Below are 19,423 nucleotides of genomic sequence, written 5' to 3'. Positions count from 1 at the left end.
CTCAAAAGTGTGCGGAAACAAAACCAGCTGATTTTGATTATAATGTCTAAATCCCATATATATGACTGATTACCAGATAAATATACAAAATACTCACAAATGTTACAACTTTTTTAATAAAAAAAACCGCCTCAGTTGTGAGACGGCCTCTTTAAGTTATATTTTTTATAAATCTAAATCAGGTTTTTCCAATGGCTCCTGCTCTGCTTTGAACGTTTCGCCGTAGCCCACCTTATGAAGTTTACTGTTTTTGAGACTGTAGGTGAAATAAATTAAAACCCCTAAGGCCAGCCAGCCCATTGAAAGGTATTTTGCTTCATGGCTAAGATTCCAGATCAGGTAAACGTTGATACAGATTCCTAATGTTGCAATAACAGGTAGTGCCGGTACTTTAAATGATCTTGGCAGATTCGGTTCTTTTTTTCTGAGAATCCAAACGGCAACACATACCATGGTAAAGGCGAAAAGGGTACCAAAGCTGGTCATATCCGCAAGTTTGCTGATTGGCGTTAAAGCAGCAATCGTAGCAATCACAATTCCTAAAAGCATTAAGCTTTTCGCAGGTGTTTTTCTTACAGGATGAACATCGCTGAACATTTTAGGAATAAGCCCGTCTTTAGACATTCCAAGGAAAATTCTTGACTGCCCCATAATCATAACCATCAATACAGAAATCAAACCTACGGTTGCAGCAATGGTAATGATGTATCCTGCCCAGCCCTGTCCTGCGATTTCAAATGCATAAGCAACCGGGGCTTTAATAGCGTCAGGATATTTTCCCTGAGGATCAAAATCCGAATAATGCATCATCCCTGTTAAAACAAGAGATACCAGAATATAAAGGCCTGTACAAACCAACAATGAAACAATGATAGCGAAAGGTACATCTTTTTTAGGATTAATAGCTTCACCTGCCTGAGTGGAAACCGCATCAAAACCGATATAAGCAAAGAATATGGCAGCAGCTCCGGAAACAATTCCCTGGATGCCGTAAGCCTCTTTCATTTTATCACCTTCCATCACCATTTTTTGTGCAGGGATAAAAGGATCCCAATTAGAAGTGTTGATAAAAAACACTCCGGCAATAATCACGAATAATACTGCCGAAACTTTCATGATTACAATAAGATTATTGGTTTTAGCAGCCTCTTTTGTTCCTTTGATCAGAATCCCGATCACAAATAAAACAATAAGGAAAGCCGGTAAATTCATTGAAAAACCTTCCCCTGTATAACTGGCAGGATCGGATGTAAGATATTCGGGTAAATGGATACCGAACATTTTGAGAAGTTTGTTAAAATAGCCGGACCATGAAACAGCCACCGTCATGGATCCCATGGCATACTCAAGGATGAGCCCCCAGCCGATGATCCAGGCAAATATCTCTCCCACTGTTCCGTAAGCATACGCATACGCAGATCCTTCCACAGGAAGTATGGAAGCAAATTCAGAATAACATAATGCAGCGAAAATACAAGCGATTCCCGCAATGATAAAAGAAATGGCTAATGCAGGTCCTGCATGGTAGTAAGCTCCGGTACCTGTAAGTACGAAAATTCCTCCTCCAATGATAGCACCGATCCCGATAGCTGTGAGACTCCATTTACCGAGAACTCTTTTGAGCTGACTGCTTTTCATATCATTTTCGAAAGCACTCATCGGTTTCTTGGTCCAAATTTTAGACATATTTTATTATTTATTAAAGATTTACGAAAATATAAAAAATTTAGAAACCTTAACGTTTATTAATAGAATTTCATCATTTTTTTTAAATAAAGGAAGATAAAAAACTGATTTCCATATTATTTAAATCATTTCAAAGTATCTCTTTTTTTATTTATTTTTGATCTCATGAATTTATACGATCTTTTCGTAGAACCTTACGAAACCTATACAATCCTGCAAATTTTCCTGGAAGCCTTTGCAACTATATTCGGAATTCTTAGTGTTTATTTTTCCATTAAAAAAAATATATGGGTGTATCCTACAGGGATTATTTCCACGCTTATTTACGTATATATTCTTTTCAATTTCGGATTGTTGGGCGACTGTATGATTAATATTTACTACACAGTAATGAGCATTTACGGATGGATTTTGTGGGCAAAACATTCAGATGACCATATACATGTTAATGTTTCATGGGCTACAAGAAAAGAATGGCTGTATGGGATTTTACTTTTTGTCTTAAGTTTAATCTTAGTAACTGTAGTATATTATTATAAACCGTATATCGAAAACAGCTTTTCAATGGAAAACGTAAGTCTTGGTCTTTATCACCTGGATTGGGGCAATTGGCTTGATGTATTAACCACTTCCGTATTTTTAGTAGGCATGTGGTTTATGGCAAAAAGACGCATTGAAAACTGGATTTTCTGGATCATCGGAGATTTTATCTGTATACCTATGATGATTTATAAAGGGCTCGGTATCACTTCGGTTCAATATTTGGTATTTACTATAATGGCTATCCAGGGCTATATTACCTGGAAAAAAAGTTTAAGAAAAAGTTAGAAAGTCATGAAAAATTTATTAAAAATAGCATTCAGCGTTGTAACGATAGCAGGTTTAGTATCATGTACAGCGTACGCGGATCCTTATGCAAATGCATATGGAGATCCATATTATGATAACGGATATTATTATGCACCACAAGGATATTATGGCGGTGGAGGATATTGGGGAAATGACGGGTATTATTACCGAAATAATATGAATTATTATTATGATAACGGTATGCCATATTATTATCAGAACTACAATAACTCAAGAAGAAAAGTATACCTTGAAAGAAGATCAAGCGGCGAAGCAACTTCTGCAAGACCGAATAACGGTTTCAGAGGAAATGTTAATGATGGTACTTCTAATAACGGAGGTTTCAGAAACAGCAACAGACAGAACAATAATCAGAGATCGAATAGCAATGGTTTCAGGAATCAGCAGCAGAATACGCAGCAGCCTCGAAACAATGGCGGGTTTAGAAACAATTCCAGCAATTCCAATAATTCGAATAACGGAGGATTCAGGAATAATTCAGGATCAGGAAATCAGCAGGCGCCTTCCCAGAATAACAACAACAGGAACTCCAACGGAGGTGGTTTTAGATAAAACGATTATAAATAACGAAACGGACAGCTAACACTGTTCGTTTTTTGTTTTAATTGTACTAATTTTGCATGCTCAATCTGAGACAAATATCAGCTACCATATGGAATTTTACAAATATCAGGGAACCGGAAATGACTTCGTAATGATAGACAATCGTTCCGGAGAATGGGACAATCTTTCAATTGCCAGTATTCAGAAACTTTGCGACCGACGTTTCGGTATCGGTGCAGACGGACTTATTAAAATAAATAAGGCGGAAGGTTTTGATTTTGAGGTTGATTATTATAATTCGGACGGGTCGAAAAGTTTTTGTGGAAATGGGGCCCGCTGCTCAGTAGCGTTTGCTTTTTTTCTTGATATTTTTGAAGGTAAATGCCGGTTCACAGCCATTGACGGAGCTCACGAAGCGGAAATCCATAACGGAATCGTAAAATTGAAAATGAATGATGTTGAAACGATTTCCTTTGATGGGAATGACACCATAATGAATACAGGGTCTCCACATTATGTAAAATATGTTGAAGATCTTGTGAATTACAATGTTTTCGCAGAAGGAAGCGATATCCGATATTCGGATGATTATAAAGAAAAAGGGATCAATGTAAACTTTGTGGAAAAAATTAATGAAGATGAGATATTTGTAAGAACCTATGAACGAGGCGTGGAAGATGAAACCTACAGTTGTGGCACAGGAGTTACAGCTTCCGCTTTAACCTTTCTGCAAAATAACAATCTAATTTCCGTAAATGTAAAGACTTTGGGAGGAAATCTTAAAGTATATGCTGAAAAAGACGAAAATTCTTTCAGAAACATTTGGCTGGAAGGCCCTGCAAAACAGGTTTTTAAAGGAAGAATAGACGTTTTGTAAATAAATCCAGGAACGATATATGAAAAAAGCTATACTCATCATTGTCCTGCTTATTATTATGATAGGTGGATTTTTTGGTCTTAAATTTTATTCCAAATATTACGGAAACAATATTAAAAAAGACGGTTATGTTCTCATTCCCCATAATGCAGAATTTAAACAGATTTTAGATTCGGCTGCAAAATATGTAGACAACAGGGAAACATTTGAAGCAGTAGCTAAGGAAAAAGATCTTGAAAAATTTTTTAAGGCAGGACGCTACCATTTTCAGAAAGGATTGGGAAATGCCCATCTTGTAAACATGATCAAAGCAGGAAACCAGAGTGAGAACAGCTTCAGGATTGGTGATTTTGGGGATGTATACCAAATGCTTGGTAAAGTCACCAAGAAAACAGAACTGGATTCTTTGGAATTTGTGAAAGGGCTGAACACCATCGCAGCCGAAAAAGGCTATAATAACGCAGAAGATCTTAAAAAATATTTTTTTATTGATACTTATAATTTCTTCTGGACGGTTACACCAAAAGAATTTTTTAACAGGTTCAACGATCAGTATAATGAATTCTGGAATGCTGAAAGAAAAGAAAAAGAGCAGCAATCCGGACTTACGAGAGATCAGATTTATGCACTGGCTTCTATTGTATATAAAGAATCAGGCGGTAAAAAAGATGAGATGAGAACCATTGCAGGTCTTTACCTGAACCGTTACCGAAAAGGGATGAAATTACAATCGGACCCTACGGTAATTTATGCTATCAATAAGCAGACTAATTTCCAACAGCCTATTAAAAGAGTTTTCTATAAACACTTATCTACACCATCGCCTTATAATACGTATGCCAACAAAGGTATTCCTCCGGGACCAATTTGTGTAGTAGATAAAAATTCTGTTGACGCCGTTTTAAATGCTGAAAAAAATGATTACATTTTTATGTGTGCCGATCCTGCAAGATTGGGATACCATAAGTTCACCGCAAGTGCCGAACAGCATGCCATCAATGCAAAAGCTTATCAGGACTGGCTGAATTCAAATAATATAAAATAATAATCATAATTAACTTTTTTTAACAATTTTATAATTAACATTTCGCTATTTAAAGCGACATATATATTTATAATAATAAATTAGGCTTAATATTTGAAGTTATACACAATTAATAATTTCATAATATTAAGAGAATCTTTCACGATTTTACACAAAAAAATACCTTATGAATCAGACGGAAATCATTAACATTTTTACAAAAAAAACCTTAGGGCTTACTTTTGTACTTTCGGCCGCAGCGTTGGCTTTTGCACAGGAGAAGGTAGGTATTTCAGGGTCGGTTGTCAGCAAGAGCAATCAGCCCGTTCCTTATGCCTCAGTTACGTTCACAAACAAAGCGAATAAACAGTTGAGTGATGCAACTCTCACCGATGAAAAAGGGCAATACAAACTTGATCTTACCCCCGGACAATACGACATTTCTGTTGAGGCAATCGATTACAAAAAAAGTGTTGTTAACAGACAGATTACAGCTGCCGGCAATATCGGCGCGCTTTCTATTGATCCAGAAGCAAGTGCTACCAATATGAAAACCGGAGAAATCCAGGGCGTTACTATTACTGTAGCTTCTACAAAACCCTATAAAGTTGAACTTGATAAAAGAACCTATGACCCTTCCCAGGATATTGTAAGCAAAGGAGGAAATCTTCAGGACGTACTTTCTAATGTTCCTTCGGTTTCTGTTGATACGGATGGTACGGTTTCTATGAGAGGAAGCTCAAATGTACGTTTCTTAATTAATGGTAAACCGTCTGCACTTTTAGGAATTGATGACGGGGCTAATGCTTTGCAGAGTATTCCGGCAGACCAGATCGAAAGAATTGAAGTAATTACGAACCCTTCTTCTAAATTTGAGGCGAGCGGAACAGCAGGTATTTTAAATATCATTTTAAAGAAAAACAAAAAAACAGGTTTCAACGGAAGTGTTACGGGAACTTTAGGCTACCTTCCCCAAACTAACCTGAATACCAATTTAAGCTGGAGAAAAGGAAACTTTACATGGTTCCTGAATGGCGGCGGCGGATACAGAGAATCGAAAAGCACCAACAGAAATGATGATTACTTTACCAATGCACTGAATGCTGATGATCAGATCCAGAGAAATACGAATTCTGAAAACAACAGCAAGAATAACAACTATAATGCTTCTGCGGGAATCGTTTATGACATATCGGATAAAACTTCCGTAAATGCATCCGGAACGGTAAGAACGTTTGATAATGAAAGTGTAGGAAATATTGATTATTTCTACGATTTTTTAGCAATTCCAAACAGTTCTTCACAAAGGATCACACTAGGAACCAACAACAACCTGGCATTTCAGGGAGATTTTGGATTAGACCATAAATTTGACGATAATGGACAAAACTTATCATTATCATTAAGCTTACAGAGAAACCGTTCTTATAACGATACCGATATTGACCAGACCCGTGATGGCTTATTTGAGCTAAGAAATATTGTCAACCAAAATACAATCAACAGAACCGTAATTGCCAAAGCGGATTATGAACTTCCGATTGGAGAAAATTCTAAACTTGAGGCAGGTTACCGATTGGATATCAACAATAACGATTACAGCAATGATGTACAGCAAAGTACTGTAATCACTCCTGTATTGTCATTTTTAAGACCTTATACTTATGATGCTACGTACAAAGAGATGTTTAACGCATTCTATGTACAGTTTAAAAGTAAGATCGGAAATTTAGGTTACCAGTTAGGATTGAGAGATGAGATTTCGAATATTGATATTGCTTATAAGAACTTAGTTCCTACGAGCCCGGCTTTAAATACTACTAAAACTTATAACAACCTGTTCCCAAGTGTGTATTTAAGCTACGAATTTGCTAAAGACAATCAGCTGTTATTAAATTATACACGAAGAATTGACCGCCCCAGATCTTTCTTCCTGATTCCGAATCCAAATTATAATGACAACCAGAATATTTTCGACGGTAATATTGACCTGAACCCTTCTTATGTTGACTCTTTTGAATTCGGATACAGCATTTCCAAGAAAAAATTCACTATCAATCCTACATTATATTACAGACATCAGACTGATGACACTAAAATGTTAGTTTATAACAAATTAGCAACAGATGAAGCGGGAAATATTCTTACGCCAAAGGTGATCGAATCTCATACAAAACCTATCAATCTTGGTACGGATGACCGGTACGGATTGGATTTAAACTTCAACTTTGATGCAACAAGCTGGCTGAAATTCCTCGGAAATGTTGATTTATTCGGATATAACACGAAAGGAAGCATTGCGTATGATACTTTTGATGTGGATGGAAACCCTACACAGGCTATTGCTAATTTTGAAGGAAAAGGATTTTCAACCAGAGCAAGACTTACTTCTACGGTGAAGGTTGATAAAACATTCAGCTTACAGGTACAGGGATTCTACAGAGGCGGCCAGAAAACGGCGTATCAGGACAGAAAAGACATGTATGCCATCAGTTTCGGAGCATCCAAAAACATCTGGAACAATAATGCTACCATTTCTTTCAATATTCAGGATATCTTCAACACAAGAGCAATGAGATCTACCACTTATACTGCAAACAGCGTGAGGGATTCTTACATGCAGTGGCAGCCAAGACAGTTCGCTCTATCGTTTACCTACAGATTTAAACAGGGGGAAAAAGTGGAACAGCCGAAACGTAAAAAAGACATCAATGCCAATGATACCGGCGGAGATGAGCAGGGAGGACCAATGTAAATATCCTTCATATAAAAAAATCCCGAAATATTTTCGGGATTTTTTTATTTTACAGCTTCAGCCTTTGAATTTTTCTCCATTTCGGCTTCGTAAATTCTTTTTCTGAGGTCACTTGATGAAAACCTGTGGTCTCTTTTGTTATAAAAGATCTCAACGCCATTTTCTTCGCAGTATTTTTTCCCGGTGAAATCTTTGTCTCTATAATCATCTCCAATGATTCTTACGTCAATTACAAATGATTTTAAGATATCCTCCAGATCCTGTTCGGTATAATAAGGAATAATCTCATCCACCGCATTTACGGCCTTCAGCTGAATATATCTTTCTACGATAGTCTGCGTAGGTTTATTTTTATTCGGGCGGTCATGAGACGGATCAATCTGCAGGCCAACGATAAGGTAATCACAAACCGTTTTTGCTTCCTCAAGCATTTTAATATGTCCGGCATGAAGTAAATCAAAAGACGAAAACGTAATGCCTATTCTTTGTGTTTTCATAATAAATTTCTTTTTTAATTAATTTTTAAATATTCCTTGACTGAAGATATCTCTGCCATTCCCATACCGTTCTTAACGATTCTTCCAAAGAAGTTTCAGATTTCCATCCAAGCTCTCGTTCTGCTTTATCTACATTGGCATATGCTATGGTAATATCCCCTTCTCTTCGGTCACAGATCTGATAAGGAACTTTAACATTATTTGCCACTTCAAAGGCCTTAATCACTTCCAGAACAGAAGATCCTTTTCCGGTTCCGAGATTGTAAATATCAATTACGGCTCCATCTGAATTGCTTTGCATTAATTTTTGTAAAGCCGCAACGTGAGCCTTCGCAAGATCAACAACATAAATGTAATCGCGTATTGCTGTCCCGTCGGGAGTAGGATAATCATTTCCCCAGACATTCAGCTTTTCGCGGATGCCTGCTGCTGTTTGCATGACGTAAGGTACAAGATTATTCGGAATTCCTATAGGTAATTCACCAATTTTTGAAGATGGATGTGCCCCGATCGGGTTAAAATATCTTAACAGGGAAACTTTTCTTCGATAAGCTTTCGCAAAATCGGCCAAAATTTCCTCGCCCATCTGCTTTGTCTTACCATAAACACTTTCAGGCATTTTCAGCGGCGTATTTTCATCAATCGGCATGGCGTCAGCCTGTCCGTAAACAGTGCAGGAAGAGCTGAAAATAAAGTTGGAAAGGCCTCTTTCTTTAAATTCCTGTAAAATATTAATTAAAGAAAAAAGATTATTTTCATAATAATCCACGGGTTTCAGCTGGCTCTCTCCTACGGCTTTTGAAGCAGCAAAATTAATACAGCCGTCAATAGGATGCGCCTCAAAAACCTGGGTTAAAAGTTCTCTTCTTTTTAAATCAAAAGGATAAAAAACAGGTTTTCTCCCTGTTATTTCCTCAATATTTTTTAATATAAATTTCTCTGAATTGGATAAATCGTCTACGATAACAACTTCAAAATTGTTATTTAAAAGTTCCACCACCGTGTGTGAACCGATATATCCGAGACCTCCTGTTACGAGTATTGCCATGTTGTATTTTTTGGACTTTGTCAAAGTTGAAAATCTTTGACAAAGTTTTTTATTATTTAAATTTTTATGTGACTTCCTATAAAATTTTCACGGTTATCAAATAGCTCAATAATTTCTTTCCTCTTGATATTGGTTTCAACATCAGAAAGCACTGCAAGATAAGAGGAAAATTTATAATTCTGAAAATTTTCCGGATTTTGATGGATGTAAATAATCAAATTTCTCAGATAATCCTCAGAATCAATAAGAATTCTTTTAAAAGGTGATTCGAAAAGAGGACCGCTGCGCTGATATACTTTATTGAAAGACTGTGTATAGCTGCTGATTAATTTGCCAATGATCTTGCTGAAAAAACTTTCTTCGGAATGTAATCCGTTTTCTTTAAAAGCTGGATTCCCATCACTTTCAGGTTTAGTTCTCAAAATAAAATGAAAATGATTGGACATCAGACAATAAGAATATATATCGAAATAGGGAACCAGATAAATTTTGGTTTTCTGAAGAAAATACCTGTAGTTTTCATTATTCAAAAAGACCGGTTTAGAATTAATTCCCCGTTTGAAAATATGATAAAAACGATCCGTTTCCAAACGGCTTTCTCTTATTTTCATACATTGTGTTTTTTAAACTTTGTCAAAGATTTTCAACTTTGACAAAGTATTGTTAATCATTGTGCGTTCCTATAGATTCAATTTCGATTTCAGTTTTATTTTCCTTGAGACTGTATCTATTAATAATTATTAGAATTATTGTTCCAAAGACCAAAATCTTAAAATGAAAACTCGTTAGAATTTCATTTAAATTTCCAGGAGACATTTTAAGTGCTAATACAACAAAAGACAATGAATCAAGCATAAACACACCTAAGCTTAGATTTAAAAACAAAACTGCCCTGTTATATTTTTCAATTAAATGCACGAATGCAAATAAATTTACAACAATTGAAAAAATAGTTATAATTAAGGTAATAATGTTAAAATCATCAAATAAAGAAAGAAATGACATAATCGAGAAAAAAATAAGAAATATTGTAACGATAAGCGCTAAATAAAAAACTATTTTTTTGCTGAATACTCTTTTTCCCATTTCAAAATTATCGCATAAACTCCAGCACTGCATCCGCAATATACTTCAGCTGCTCTTCATCCAGTTCCGTGTGCATCGGAAGGGAAATAACCTCATCCAGTAATTTATCCGTATTGACAAAATCGGCATCATTGCTTTCCTGATAATAAGCCTTTTGCTTTCTTAGGGCTACAGGATAATAGATCATGGCCGGAATTTCCTTCTCCGTTAAAAATTTCTGAAGGTCATTGCGTTTACCATTTAAAATTCTCAACGTGTACTGATGAAAAACATGTGTGGAATTTTCCGCTCTTTTCGGCGTTAAAATTTGCTCCTGACCCGCAAAAGCTTCATCATAATAATCAGCAGCTTTGTTTCTTGATTCGTTATAATTATCCAAATGCGGAAGTTTCTTTCTCAGAATCGCAGCCTGAATGCTGTCCAGTCTTGAGTTTACCCCTACCTCATCATGATAATATCTTTCGTACATGCCGTGGTTTACGATTCCTCTCACACGGTGAGCCAAGTCATCATTATTGGTGAAAATAGCACCTCCGTCGCCATAGCATCCGAGATTTTTAGAAGGAAAAAAAGAAGTGGTTCCCACGGTGGACATGGTTCCTGCTTTTTTTACGCTTCCATCGGAAAACGTAAATTCGGCACCGATTGCCTGTGCATTATCTTCAATAACATATAAATTATGCTGTTCTGCAATTTTCAGAATTTCTTCCATATTGGCACACTGTCCGAAAAGATGAACCGGAATAATGGCTTTTGTTTTTGGAGTAATCGCTTTTTTGATTGCTTCCGTGGAAATGGTAAACGTATCATAATCAACATCTACCAGTACTGATTTAAGCTTTAACAAATGAATAACCTCAACGGTTGCTGCAAAAGTAAAATCTGCAGTAATGATTTCATCCCCTTCTTTAAGATCAAGAGCCATTAAAGCGATCTGAAGAGCATCTGTACCATTAGCACAAGGTATTACATGTTTTACGTCTAAATAAGACTCTAATTCATTCTGGAAAGACTTTACCTCGGGGCCGTTGATAAAAGCCGCCGAATCCATTACATTTGAAACTGCATTATCTACTTCATTTTTTATCTTGTAATACTGACTTTGCAAGTCAACCATTTGAATCTTTTTCATAAATAAATATTTCTGTAAAAATAAGGAATTTAAAATCCTATCAAAAATTTTATTGATTTTGTTTTATCTTTATATAAAATATCTACATGAAAAAAATTCTACTCTTTTGTATTTTAGCAGGTTACTCAGTGAGTTTTGCACAAACCTCGCTTGCTTTCGTGTTCTTTAAAGATAAGCCGAATAAGAACGCATTTTATGCAAATCCTCTGTCTGAACTTTCACAAAAGTCCCTCGACCGCCGTACAGCACTTGGAATTGCCCTGAATGACCAGGACGCTCCTATTGAGCCTTCTTACATCACCAATATTCAGAATCTGGGCTTTACGGTAACGGATTATTCAAAATGGCTGAATGGGGTTGCCGTAAATGCTACTCCGGCTCAGGTATCCCTGCTGCAGTCACAGACATACGTAAATTCTGTTGAAAGTTTTGCCCGAAACACATCAGGTATCCCGAAGACGAAAAATATTAACAAGTGGGAAGATCCGAGCGGAAATGCTGGTAAAAACCTTACCGTCTTTGACTACGGTTCCGGAGCACAGCAGATTGACCAGATTAACATTCGTCCGCTGCATCTTGCGGGATATACCGGAACAGGAGTCACCATTGCTGTCATTGACACCGGTTTTCCGAATGTAAATACCGGCTCCGCATTTTCAAGGCTTTGGAATAACGGACACATCAAGGGAGGATATGATTTTGTAACAAAAACCACAGACATTTACAATCCGTCCCTCAATATACACGGAACGGTAGTTCTGGGAGCCATCGGCGGCTTCGTGCAGGATACTTTCGTAGGCTCTGCTCCTGATGCTGATTTTTATCTGTACCGAAGCGAAAATGCCAATGTCGAAATTCCCGAAGAAGAACTGTATTGGATTGAAGCTGCCGAAGAAGCCGACCGGAAAGGAGTTGATATGATCACCACTTCTTTAGGCTATTCTACTTTTGATGACCCTAAATACAATTATTCCTACGCGAATTTGAACGGAACCACTTCTTTTATTGCGCGAGGTGCAGAAATCGCAGTAAACAAAGGGATTTTTGTATTGTTTGCAGCAGGAAATTCGGGAGCTCAGCCTTGGCACTATATTTTAACGCCGGCGGATAACGCGAAAGTTTTTACTATCGGTTCTGTAGATGCCGCAGGAACTTCGTCCAATTTCTCATCTTATGGCCCAAATTCTGTGGGAGTAATCAAACCGGATGCAAGTGCAAGAGGGACAGCAGCGATTACGGTGAGCAATAACAATTCTACCCTTCCGGTAAGCGGAACCTCTATTGCCACTCCTATTGCAGCAGGAGGCGTAGCCTGTCTTATTCAGGCCTTTTCTACGATGAACAGGGATCTGATGAGAGATAAGCTAAGACAGACCGCATCACTCTATCCGAATCATACGGATCAGATGGGTTTTGGAATCCTTAATTTCGGAAGTTTGTATAACAATGTCTTAAATACTTCTGAATTGGTAAAGAAAAATAACATTGCGATTTTCCCGAATCCGGTTAAAAACATCCTCAATATCGCTTCAGAAAAAGAAATTGTATCATTAGAAATTTATGATAATTTAGGAAGGCTGATTACAACCGTAAATCATCAGAAATCCATAAAAATTGAAGACTTCAGTAAAGGCGTTTACTATCTGAAGATCAAAACAAAAGATGCAATATCTTATGAGAAATTTATAAAAGAATAAAGCAAAAACCTCTCAGTCCGAGAGGTTTTTTATTGAATTTATATCAGAAGCTGAGTTCATCAAAATCTTTAATTCCAGATAAAATAACAGGCTTTTGAATATCAACGTTAGACCATGTTTCCTTGAAAACCTCATCTCCGTCTTCCTCATCTTTATTGATATTATCTTTAATCTGCTTTTTACCGGTTAAAAAATTAATGCTCGTTTCGTTTTGAACAATCGGGCCGTGGTTATAGCTCGCATCATAACCAATCAACTGGAAATCATTGCTTCTGAACTTAAAAGTATAGGTCCAGTATCCATATCTGCCATGCATATAGTTAACATAGAGATTATTTTTATCTATGGAAACTTCCAATTCCGGAGCATAATATACGCCGCCATCTTCATTTTCGAATGAAAAGCAGTTGTTGTTTTCTAAAATCTTTTTGTAACTATTATCCTCTGTTTTAAATAAGATAATAATTCCCCGGCGGTTGCGATCCAGTTTACCACGGTTTTCGTCATCAACGATCTTATCCTTTTCCGTTCCTTTGATGATCAGCACATGATCTTTGCGTCCGTCGTTATTCAGATCTCCTTCCACTTCATCAAAAAGTACAAACCCATTGGGTATAAAATCAGCAGGTTTTTTTTTATCAGCAGTTTTTACATGATCTTCCAACGCTTTTTCCACTGATAACGCTTCATTCTTAGCAGCAGGCGGAAGCTGGCTTTCATTGGATTTTTTACAGCCTTCAAGCAGAAAAAGCGCCGTAAAAACCGAGACCGAAAAGAATATATCTTTCATACTTATTTACGCTGAATTTCTACTGGCATTAATATTTCCAAACAAAGAACGGGTCACCAATTTTTCATATGCTTCTTTATTTCCTTCTCCTTTCTGAATTTTAATCAGGGCATATTGCTGAATACTCAATAACGGAAGAACAATTCTTTCACGGATCTTTACGGATTTTCTGGAAAGCGGATCTTCCTGCTGAAGCATGCTGAATCCGGTAAGCTCGAGCATAATATTTTTAGATAAATTATACTCATCAAAAAGGACATTCCAGAATGCACCGAATTTAGGATTATTCTTAATGTAATACGTCAGTGGGAAATAGGTCTTGTTCATACTCATCATCGAGTTTAAAACCAATGTTTTGAAGAAATCGGAACCTTTGTAAAGGGCTTCCACCTCATCAAATCTTCCCTGCTCTTTCATCTGCTGCATAGCAAACCCGAATCCGAAAAATCCGGGAACATTCTGCTTCAGCTGTGACCAGGAACCTACAAACGGAATGGCTCTCAGGTCTTCAAATTTAAGCTCATTTCCTGCACCTCTTTTCGACGGACGGCTTCCAATATTGGTTTTCCCGTAATATTCCAGCGTACTTATTTCCTGGAGATACGGAACAAACATTGGATGCGATTTCAGATCCGAATATTTTTTATAGCTGATTTCTGCCAGTTCGGCAATCAGCGCTCTTTCTTTTTCCGTAAGGTCTTTTTTGGAATTTTTAAACACATCATTTTCCACACCGGCAGTTAAGAGCTGTTCAAAATTGTATTTTGCCTGTTCTTTATTCCCGAAAATGCTGGTAATGGTCTGTCCCTGGATCGTTAATTCAATCTTATTATTGGCAATCGTTTTTCCCTGGGAAGCATAAAAATCGTGCGTCTTTCCACCCCCTCTTGCCGGCGGGCCACCTCTTCCGTCGAAGAAGATTACTTTAATCCCGTTTTGTTCGGAAAGTCTGGTCAGCACTTCTTTAGCCTTGTAAATCTCCCAGTTGGCCTTCAGATAACCGCCATCTTTTGTTCCGTCTGAGAAGCCAAGCATAATGGTCTGCTGATTTCCTCTTCTTTCCAGATGCTTTTGATACACCGGATTCTGATACAATTCAGCCATTACTGTTTCTGCATTGGCAAGACCTTCCATGGTTTCGAACAGCGGAACGATATCGATATTGATTTCTTCATCCTGATAACCGCAGATCTTGAAAAATGCATAGACATTCATGACATCCTTTACCGCATCAGAATTGGAAATAATATAGCGATTCATTCCTCTCAAGCCATTCAGTTTCTGAATGTCCGAGATTTGAGTAACCGTAAGCAAAGTATCTTTTATAATATCTTCAAAATCATCAGGATTAATTTTTTCCGGAGCCTGAATTAAGGTGTTGAATTTCTCTTCATTATCAGCATCAGGATTTCCCTGAATTTTGGCAAAAATTTCATCAATTACTCTTTGATGGATCCTGCTGTCCTGGCGCACGTCCAATGTGGCAAAGTGGGTCCCGAAAATTTTCACCCTGTCCCTGAAATCTTTCAGCAGACCAACAAATAACGAATTATGCTGTTCTCTAACAATTGTTTCCGCTTCATCAATTCTTCTGATAATGTCTTCCGCCGTAATTCTTTCATTTCTGAATATGGCTGAGTACAATTCATTGCTCAGCTTGGTTAATACTTCCGAAACGCCTCTGAAACTTAATCTTCGCCGAACCGATTTTAAATTATTATAATAGGCTTTCAGAATGGCTGAATGCAGTTCTTCTGCTACCCTTTTGGTGACATCGGCTGTTACAAACGGATTTCCGTCGCGGTCGCCGCCCGGCCAGAAACCCAACTGGATAAGATCTTCATGAATATGGAAATGCTCGCTTCCGAATGTTTCTTTTATTTTCGTGAAAAGTTCCCCGATCGTATCATAATACACATATCTCAAATAATAAATGATGCTCATTGCCTCATCAATCGGAGTGGGTTTTTCTTTATTGACAAAAGGTGTTTTTCCCAGCTGCTGCAAAAGCATATCGATATTGGTGATGGAATCGTTGGTTATTGCATTTCTTAAGTCATGAAGGATTCTCTGAACGGAATTCGGATAAAACTGTGTCGGGTGTGCGGTGAAAACAATTTTGATGGCAAAATCTTTCAGTTTTTCACGAACCTGTTCCAGCTTATGGTCCTGAAGGGAATGCTCGTAAAGGTTGGTTACCGTTCCTTTATCGCTGTCGGAGTGAAGATTAGGGAAAGCCGCATCTTCGATACTGTCGAACAAAACAACTTGCCTTTCAATATATTGTATGATTTTAAAAAGCAGCTCCAGTTTCTGTTCTTCGGTCTGCAAATCGGTATGGCTTTTAAAAAATTCTTCAACGATTTCTTCGGGGGTTTTTCCGGCTTCGTAGCCGGTTTTGCTTTCTTCACAAAGAAACGGAAGCAGCATCCCGATATTCGTCATTTTATCATAAGGCAGGCTCATAAACAAAGAATTGTAGATCTGGAACTTATTTTCCACGATCTGCCTGAATTTTTCTGCGCGTTGGTCGTGTATCATATAACAAATGTAGGGGATTTTGATTTTAATATATTTATTTACTTTAAAGTAATTAATTTTAATTCTTTTTTTCAAATAATATTCAATTTATGTAAATTTGAATCAATAGACAATAAAAATGAATAACTTAAATATTTTTGTAAGTTCGACCTGTTACGACTTATCACAACTAAGAGCTAATTTATATGATTTCATACATACTTCAGGTCATAACCCAGTTCTTTCAGAATATGACAATTTTCCTATTTCACCAGAATTAAATTCAATTGAAAATTGCATAAAAAATATAAAAGATAATGCTGATATATTAGTTTTAATAGTAGGAAGCAGATATGGCAGTATTATTGAAAATGGAAAATCAATTACAAATACAGAGTTTTTGACTGCAAAGCAAAAAGGTATTCCCATTTTTTGTTTTATAGATAAAAGCACATTAAATGCTATGAATTTTTGGAAAAATAATAAAGATGGAAATTTTTCAAATATAGTAGATAATAAACAAATATTTGAATTCATTACTGATATAAGAGATAACAAAAAAATTTGGACCTTTCCTTTTGAACAATCACAAGATATTATCCAAACATTAAAGATACAGTTATCACATTTATTCAAAAATAGTCTAAAAGTTAAAAATATAATTGATAGGGATATTCCAGATTTTTTTAAACTAAACTTAAGCGAAAAGTGTTTAAAAATACTTATTGAAAAAAATAGTTTTTTTGAATTCGAATTCTTATGTCAAACACTAATTGATGAGATAGAAAAAAAAGAATTTTTGAAAAATGATATTGAATACTCAATCTTAATTGAACCAAGACATTTCATAAAAGATCATTTTGATTTACCAACCTGGGCCTCAAACAGAACAACGTCGCATCTTAATACTATAAAAAATTTAAAAGGTTTAGTTATTATGGTACAAAAATTTATTGGTGAATATGGTGAACCATCGGATATTAAAGGTTTATATTATGTTTCTGTTAAATATGCTCAAATATATGAACAATTACTTAATTGGATAATTGATGTAAAAAGTACTTATATAGATCCTGAATTTGAAGATATTAAAATATATTTATCTGATTTAGCCATGCATACAGCTAATGAACTTTGGAATTATCCATATGAAATTATGGAAAGAGTTATTCAAGCAAAACATGACGAACTGGCTGGGAAGGAATATGTTCTTAATTTAAGCCTAACATTAACCACTAATGATGAAGCTCATAATAAATTAAATAAATTACTTGAAGAACTACAAATAAGGTTCTCAAATTAAATATTCACTTCTCATGAAAAAACTCATCCTATTTCTCCTCCCGCTTATCCTTTTCACCGCCTGCGGTGAAGACTGCTATAATCCGCCTCAACCGATTGTTTTTGAATTTGTAAATGCTGCCGGTGAAAACCTGATCGCCAACGGAACATTGACCACCTATTCCATACAGGATGAAAACAATGTTGCCATTCAGCTTACCAAAACTTCAGAGAACAGGGTGCTGCTGGAAAATGTAGGAGCCTACAATGGCACAAAAAATTACAAGTTTTATTCTAATGTCAAACTTTTTGATTTTTCTATTGAATCTTCGGAGTTTAACAGCGGCTGTGAAGGGTATCAGATCAATAAGCTGACATTTACAGGAGTGGGATTTGATGTAAAAGATGAAAACGGATATTACAAAATTATATTCCAGTGAATTTATTTTGTTAACTTTTAAAACAATAAAAAACTGTATAAATTTTACTAAATAAGTTTTTTATCGTTTTCTTTTAATTTTCTAAATTAAATAAACTTTGTTTATTCTTTATTTAACATTAAGAATTTTAGCGAGTTAGACTTTATCATGGTTAAGGAATCAATAATTGATTTTTATTAAGTTTTTTAAGCTGAGGGGGCTTAATTCTTTAATGTTAAAATAAATTATAATTTAAATATGAAATTATTATTTTTGGTTTTATTTCTATGTTCAGGTTTGGTTTTCAGCCAGAAAACCGTTCCGCCGGATTACAAAAAGATCCCGGAAATTTTAGATAATCCTGAATTGCTTTTCCCTTTTATTGTCCCCGATAAAAAATATGAGTACTGGAGTGTTCTCAGGAACAACCCGGATCCCGATAAAGCCATCATCTACGAAACTCAGACCCCCGATTTTATGACCTTAAACGATCCTGCACCGGAGAAAGGATTTTTTCAGAAATGCCTGGGAGAAGATTGCTTTTCTTACCTGCTGGCCTGTGAAAAAGATAAAACAAAATACTTTTTCACCGAGCAGCAACTGAGAGATTTTATAGGATCTGTTGATAATCTGCCGGAAGCGGTTTTAATTGCCAACACCTACGGTTATATTGTTGATACAAGCAATACATTAAGCAGTTCTTACAAAACAGACGAAAAGCATATTTCACTTTACGTTACGAAGCTTACCAATTCTACAAACAAAGAATCATATTTAGTAACAATCGCCCGGAAAACCGGAAAACTTGAAGGAAAAAAGATTGGGACTTATTAATTTCAATTTTTGAATGCTTCGTCAGTTCGAGTGATTTTTCGTAATGCAATGGAGAAAAATTGTATCGAGAACTTTGGTTGATTGGTTCTCGATACAAAATTCTTTCAGAATTTTACTCGAACTGACGAGTTGAAAATATATGATACCTTTTTAAATACACGTCAGTTCGAGTGATTTTTCGCAATGAAATGGAGAAAAATTGTATCGAGAACTTTTTAGCTAACAGGTTCTCGATATAAATTCTTTCAGAATTTTACTCGAACTGACGACACTATCTGATAGTTTTCATAAAAATCAGTCATTAAAATTTTAAACCTTTGTTAACTCAGATATTATGAAGCATTCCGTACATTTGAATCAAAAT

The 19,423-nt window shown here is 36.1% G+C and carries 17 protein-coding genes; 9 read left to right on the top strand and 8 right to left on the bottom strand.

Annotation, left to right across the window (positions count from 1 at the left end; genetic code table 11):
- Positions 1 to 165: 165 nt before the first annotated feature.
- Positions 166 to 1,686: an APC family permease gene (locus BUA76_RS10080; protein WP_083573205.1), complete on the bottom strand. Its 1,521-nt coding sequence runs from the start codon at positions 1,684 to 1,686 to the stop codon at positions 166 to 168.
- A 165-nt stretch (positions 1,687 to 1,851) separates the two neighbouring features.
- On the opposite strand from BUA76_RS10080, the gene pnuC reads away from it, so the two are divergent.
- The 5 genes from pnuC to BUA76_RS10055 all read left to right on the top strand — a co-directional run bounded on the left by pnuC (position 1,852) and on the right by BUA76_RS10055 (position 7,755).
- The gene (gene pnuC, locus BUA76_RS10075; protein WP_072884678.1) at positions 1,852 to 2,514 is read left to right on the top strand and encodes a nicotinamide riboside transporter PnuC; all 663 of its coding nucleotides are present in this window, start codon (positions 1,852 to 1,854) and stop codon (positions 2,512 to 2,514) included.
- A gap of 6 nt (positions 2,515 to 2,520) precedes the next feature.
- The gene (locus BUA76_RS10070; RefSeq protein WP_072884677.1) at positions 2,521 to 3,108 is read left to right on the top strand and encodes a hypothetical protein; all 588 of its coding nucleotides are present in this window, start codon (positions 2,521 to 2,523) and stop codon (positions 3,106 to 3,108) included.
- Between the two features lie 100 nt (positions 3,109 to 3,208).
- The gene (gene dapF, locus BUA76_RS10065; protein WP_072884676.1) at positions 3,209 to 3,976 is read left to right on the top strand and encodes a diaminopimelate epimerase; all 768 of its coding nucleotides are present in this window, start codon (positions 3,209 to 3,211) and stop codon (positions 3,974 to 3,976) included.
- A gap of 19 nt (positions 3,977 to 3,995) precedes the next feature.
- Positions 3,996 to 5,021, top strand: a complete 1,026-nt coding sequence (gene mltG, locus BUA76_RS10060; RefSeq protein ID WP_072884675.1) for an endolytic transglycosylase MltG — start codon at positions 3,996 to 3,998, stop codon at positions 5,019 to 5,021.
- Positions 5,022 to 5,187: 166 nt separating this feature from the next.
- Complete coding sequence (locus BUA76_RS10055) at positions 5,188 to 7,755, top strand: TonB-dependent receptor domain-containing protein (protein WP_072884674.1); 2,568 nt, start codon at positions 5,188 to 5,190, stop codon at positions 7,753 to 7,755.
- A 44-nt stretch (positions 7,756 to 7,799) separates the two neighbouring features.
- On the opposite strand, the gene BUA76_RS10050 is transcribed toward BUA76_RS10055, so the two are convergent.
- The 5 genes from BUA76_RS10050 to BUA76_RS10030 are packed head-to-tail and all read right to left on the bottom strand — an operon-like array spanning position 7,800 to position 11,518.
- Positions 7,800 to 8,252 (bottom strand): adenylyltransferase/cytidyltransferase family protein, encoded by a 453-nt coding sequence (locus BUA76_RS10050; RefSeq protein WP_072884673.1) that lies wholly within the window; start codon positions 8,250 to 8,252, stop codon positions 7,800 to 7,802.
- A gap of 25 nt (positions 8,253 to 8,277) precedes the next feature.
- Complete coding sequence (gene galE, locus BUA76_RS10045) at positions 8,278 to 9,300, bottom strand: UDP-glucose 4-epimerase GalE (RefSeq protein WP_072884672.1); 1,023 nt, start codon at positions 9,298 to 9,300, stop codon at positions 8,278 to 8,280.
- Between the two features lie 56 nt (positions 9,301 to 9,356).
- The gene (locus tag BUA76_RS10040) at positions 9,357 to 9,911 is read right to left on the bottom strand and encodes a hypothetical protein (protein ID WP_072884671.1); all 555 of its coding nucleotides are present in this window, start codon (positions 9,909 to 9,911) and stop codon (positions 9,357 to 9,359) included.
- A gap of 52 nt (positions 9,912 to 9,963) precedes the next feature.
- Positions 9,964 to 10,386, bottom strand: a complete 423-nt coding sequence (locus tag BUA76_RS10035) for a hypothetical protein (protein ID WP_072884670.1) — start codon at positions 10,384 to 10,386, stop codon at positions 9,964 to 9,966.
- Positions 10,387 to 10,393: 7 nt separating this feature from the next.
- The gene (locus BUA76_RS10030) at positions 10,394 to 11,518 is read right to left on the bottom strand and encodes a DegT/DnrJ/EryC1/StrS family aminotransferase (RefSeq protein WP_072884669.1); all 1,125 of its coding nucleotides are present in this window, start codon (positions 11,516 to 11,518) and stop codon (positions 10,394 to 10,396) included.
- A gap of 86 nt (positions 11,519 to 11,604) precedes the next feature.
- Here BUA76_RS10030 and BUA76_RS10025 point away from each other — a divergent pair, with 86 nt between their 5' ends.
- A complete protein-coding gene (locus BUA76_RS10025; RefSeq protein ID WP_072884668.1) occupies positions 11,605 to 13,215 on the top strand; it encodes a S8/S53 family peptidase in 1,611 nt (536 codons plus the stop codon).
- A 43-nt stretch (positions 13,216 to 13,258) separates the two neighbouring features.
- Here BUA76_RS10025 and BUA76_RS10020 read toward each other — a convergent pair whose 3' ends face one another.
- Positions 13,259 to 14,005: a hypothetical protein gene (locus BUA76_RS10020; RefSeq protein WP_072884667.1), complete on the bottom strand. Its 747-nt coding sequence runs from the start codon at positions 14,003 to 14,005 to the stop codon at positions 13,259 to 13,261.
- Positions 14,006 to 14,011: 6 nt separating this feature from the next.
- On the bottom strand, positions 14,012 to 16,546 hold the full coding sequence (locus BUA76_RS10015; protein ID WP_072884692.1) for a phosphoenolpyruvate carboxylase: 2,535 nt from the start codon (positions 16,544 to 16,546) through the stop codon (positions 14,012 to 14,014).
- Between the two features lie 118 nt (positions 16,547 to 16,664).
- Between BUA76_RS10015 and BUA76_RS10010 the strand changes: the two genes are divergently transcribed.
- The 3 genes from BUA76_RS10010 (at position 16,665) to BUA76_RS10000 (ending at position 19,059) form a co-directional block, all read left to right on the top strand.
- Positions 16,665 to 17,828, top strand: coding sequence for a DUF4062 domain-containing protein (locus tag BUA76_RS10010; RefSeq protein WP_072884666.1), 1,164 nt, complete (start codon positions 16,665 to 16,667; stop codon positions 17,826 to 17,828).
- Between the two features lie 13 nt (positions 17,829 to 17,841).
- A complete protein-coding gene (locus BUA76_RS10005; protein ID WP_072884665.1) occupies positions 17,842 to 18,246 on the top strand; it encodes a hypothetical protein in 405 nt (134 codons plus the stop codon).
- A gap of 237 nt (positions 18,247 to 18,483) precedes the next feature.
- A complete protein-coding gene (locus BUA76_RS10000; protein ID WP_072884664.1) occupies positions 18,484 to 19,059 on the top strand; it encodes a hypothetical protein in 576 nt (191 codons plus the stop codon).
- Positions 19,060 to 19,423: the final 364 nt, after the last annotated feature.

The organism is Chryseobacterium takakiae (assembly GCF_900129385.1).
GTDB classification, from domain to species: Bacteria; Bacteroidota; Bacteroidia; order Flavobacteriales; family Weeksellaceae; genus Chryseobacterium; species Chryseobacterium takakiae.
This window is presented reverse-complemented; position numbering and strand designations above follow the sequence as displayed.

Bases quoted from the DNA above. Each gene is read 5' to 3' on its own strand.
- BUA76_RS10080 (WP_083573205.1), bottom strand. From the start codon at position 1,686: ATGTCTAAAATTTGGACCAAGAAACCGATGAGTGCTTTCGAAAATGAT.
- pnuC (WP_072884678.1), top strand. From the start codon at position 1,852: ATGAATTTATACGATCTTTTCGTAGAACCTTACGAAACCTATACAATC.
- BUA76_RS10070 (WP_072884677.1), top strand. From the start codon at position 2,521: ATGAAAAATTTATTAAAAATAGCATTCAGCGTTGTAACGATAGCAGGT.
- dapF (WP_072884676.1), top strand. From the start codon at position 3,209: ATGGAATTTTACAAATATCAGGGAACCGGAAATGACTTCGTAATGATA.
- mltG (WP_072884675.1), top strand. From the start codon at position 3,996: ATGAAAAAAGCTATACTCATCATTGTCCTGCTTATTATTATGATAGGT.
- BUA76_RS10055 (WP_072884674.1), top strand. From the start codon at position 5,188: ATGAATCAGACGGAAATCATTAACATTTTTACAAAAAAAACCTTAGGG.
- BUA76_RS10050 (WP_072884673.1), bottom strand. From the start codon at position 8,252: ATGAAAACACAAAGAATAGGCATTACGTTTTCGTCTTTTGATTTACTT.
- galE (WP_072884672.1), bottom strand. From the start codon at position 9,300: ATGGCAATACTCGTAACAGGAGGTCTCGGATATATCGGTTCACACACG.
- BUA76_RS10040 (WP_072884671.1), bottom strand. From the start codon at position 9,911: ATGAAAATAAGAGAAAGCCGTTTGGAAACGGATCGTTTTTATCATATT.
- BUA76_RS10035 (WP_072884670.1), bottom strand. From the start codon at position 10,386: ATGGGAAAAAGAGTATTCAGCAAAAAAATAGTTTTTTATTTAGCGCTT.
- BUA76_RS10030 (WP_072884669.1), bottom strand. From the start codon at position 11,518: ATGAAAAAGATTCAAATGGTTGACTTGCAAAGTCAGTATTACAAGATA.
- BUA76_RS10025 (WP_072884668.1), top strand. From the start codon at position 11,605: ATGAAAAAAATTCTACTCTTTTGTATTTTAGCAGGTTACTCAGTGAGT.
- BUA76_RS10020 (WP_072884667.1), bottom strand. From the start codon at position 14,005: ATGAAAGATATATTCTTTTCGGTCTCGGTTTTTACGGCGCTTTTTCTG.
- BUA76_RS10015 (WP_072884692.1), bottom strand. From the start codon at position 16,546: ATGATACACGACCAACGCGCAGAAAAATTCAGGCAGATCGTGGAAAAT.
- BUA76_RS10010 (WP_072884666.1), top strand. From the start codon at position 16,665: ATGAATAACTTAAATATTTTTGTAAGTTCGACCTGTTACGACTTATCA.
- BUA76_RS10005 (WP_072884665.1), top strand. From the start codon at position 17,842: ATGAAAAAACTCATCCTATTTCTCCTCCCGCTTATCCTTTTCACCGCC.
- BUA76_RS10000 (WP_072884664.1), top strand. From the start codon at position 18,484: ATGAAATTATTATTTTTGGTTTTATTTCTATGTTCAGGTTTGGTTTTC.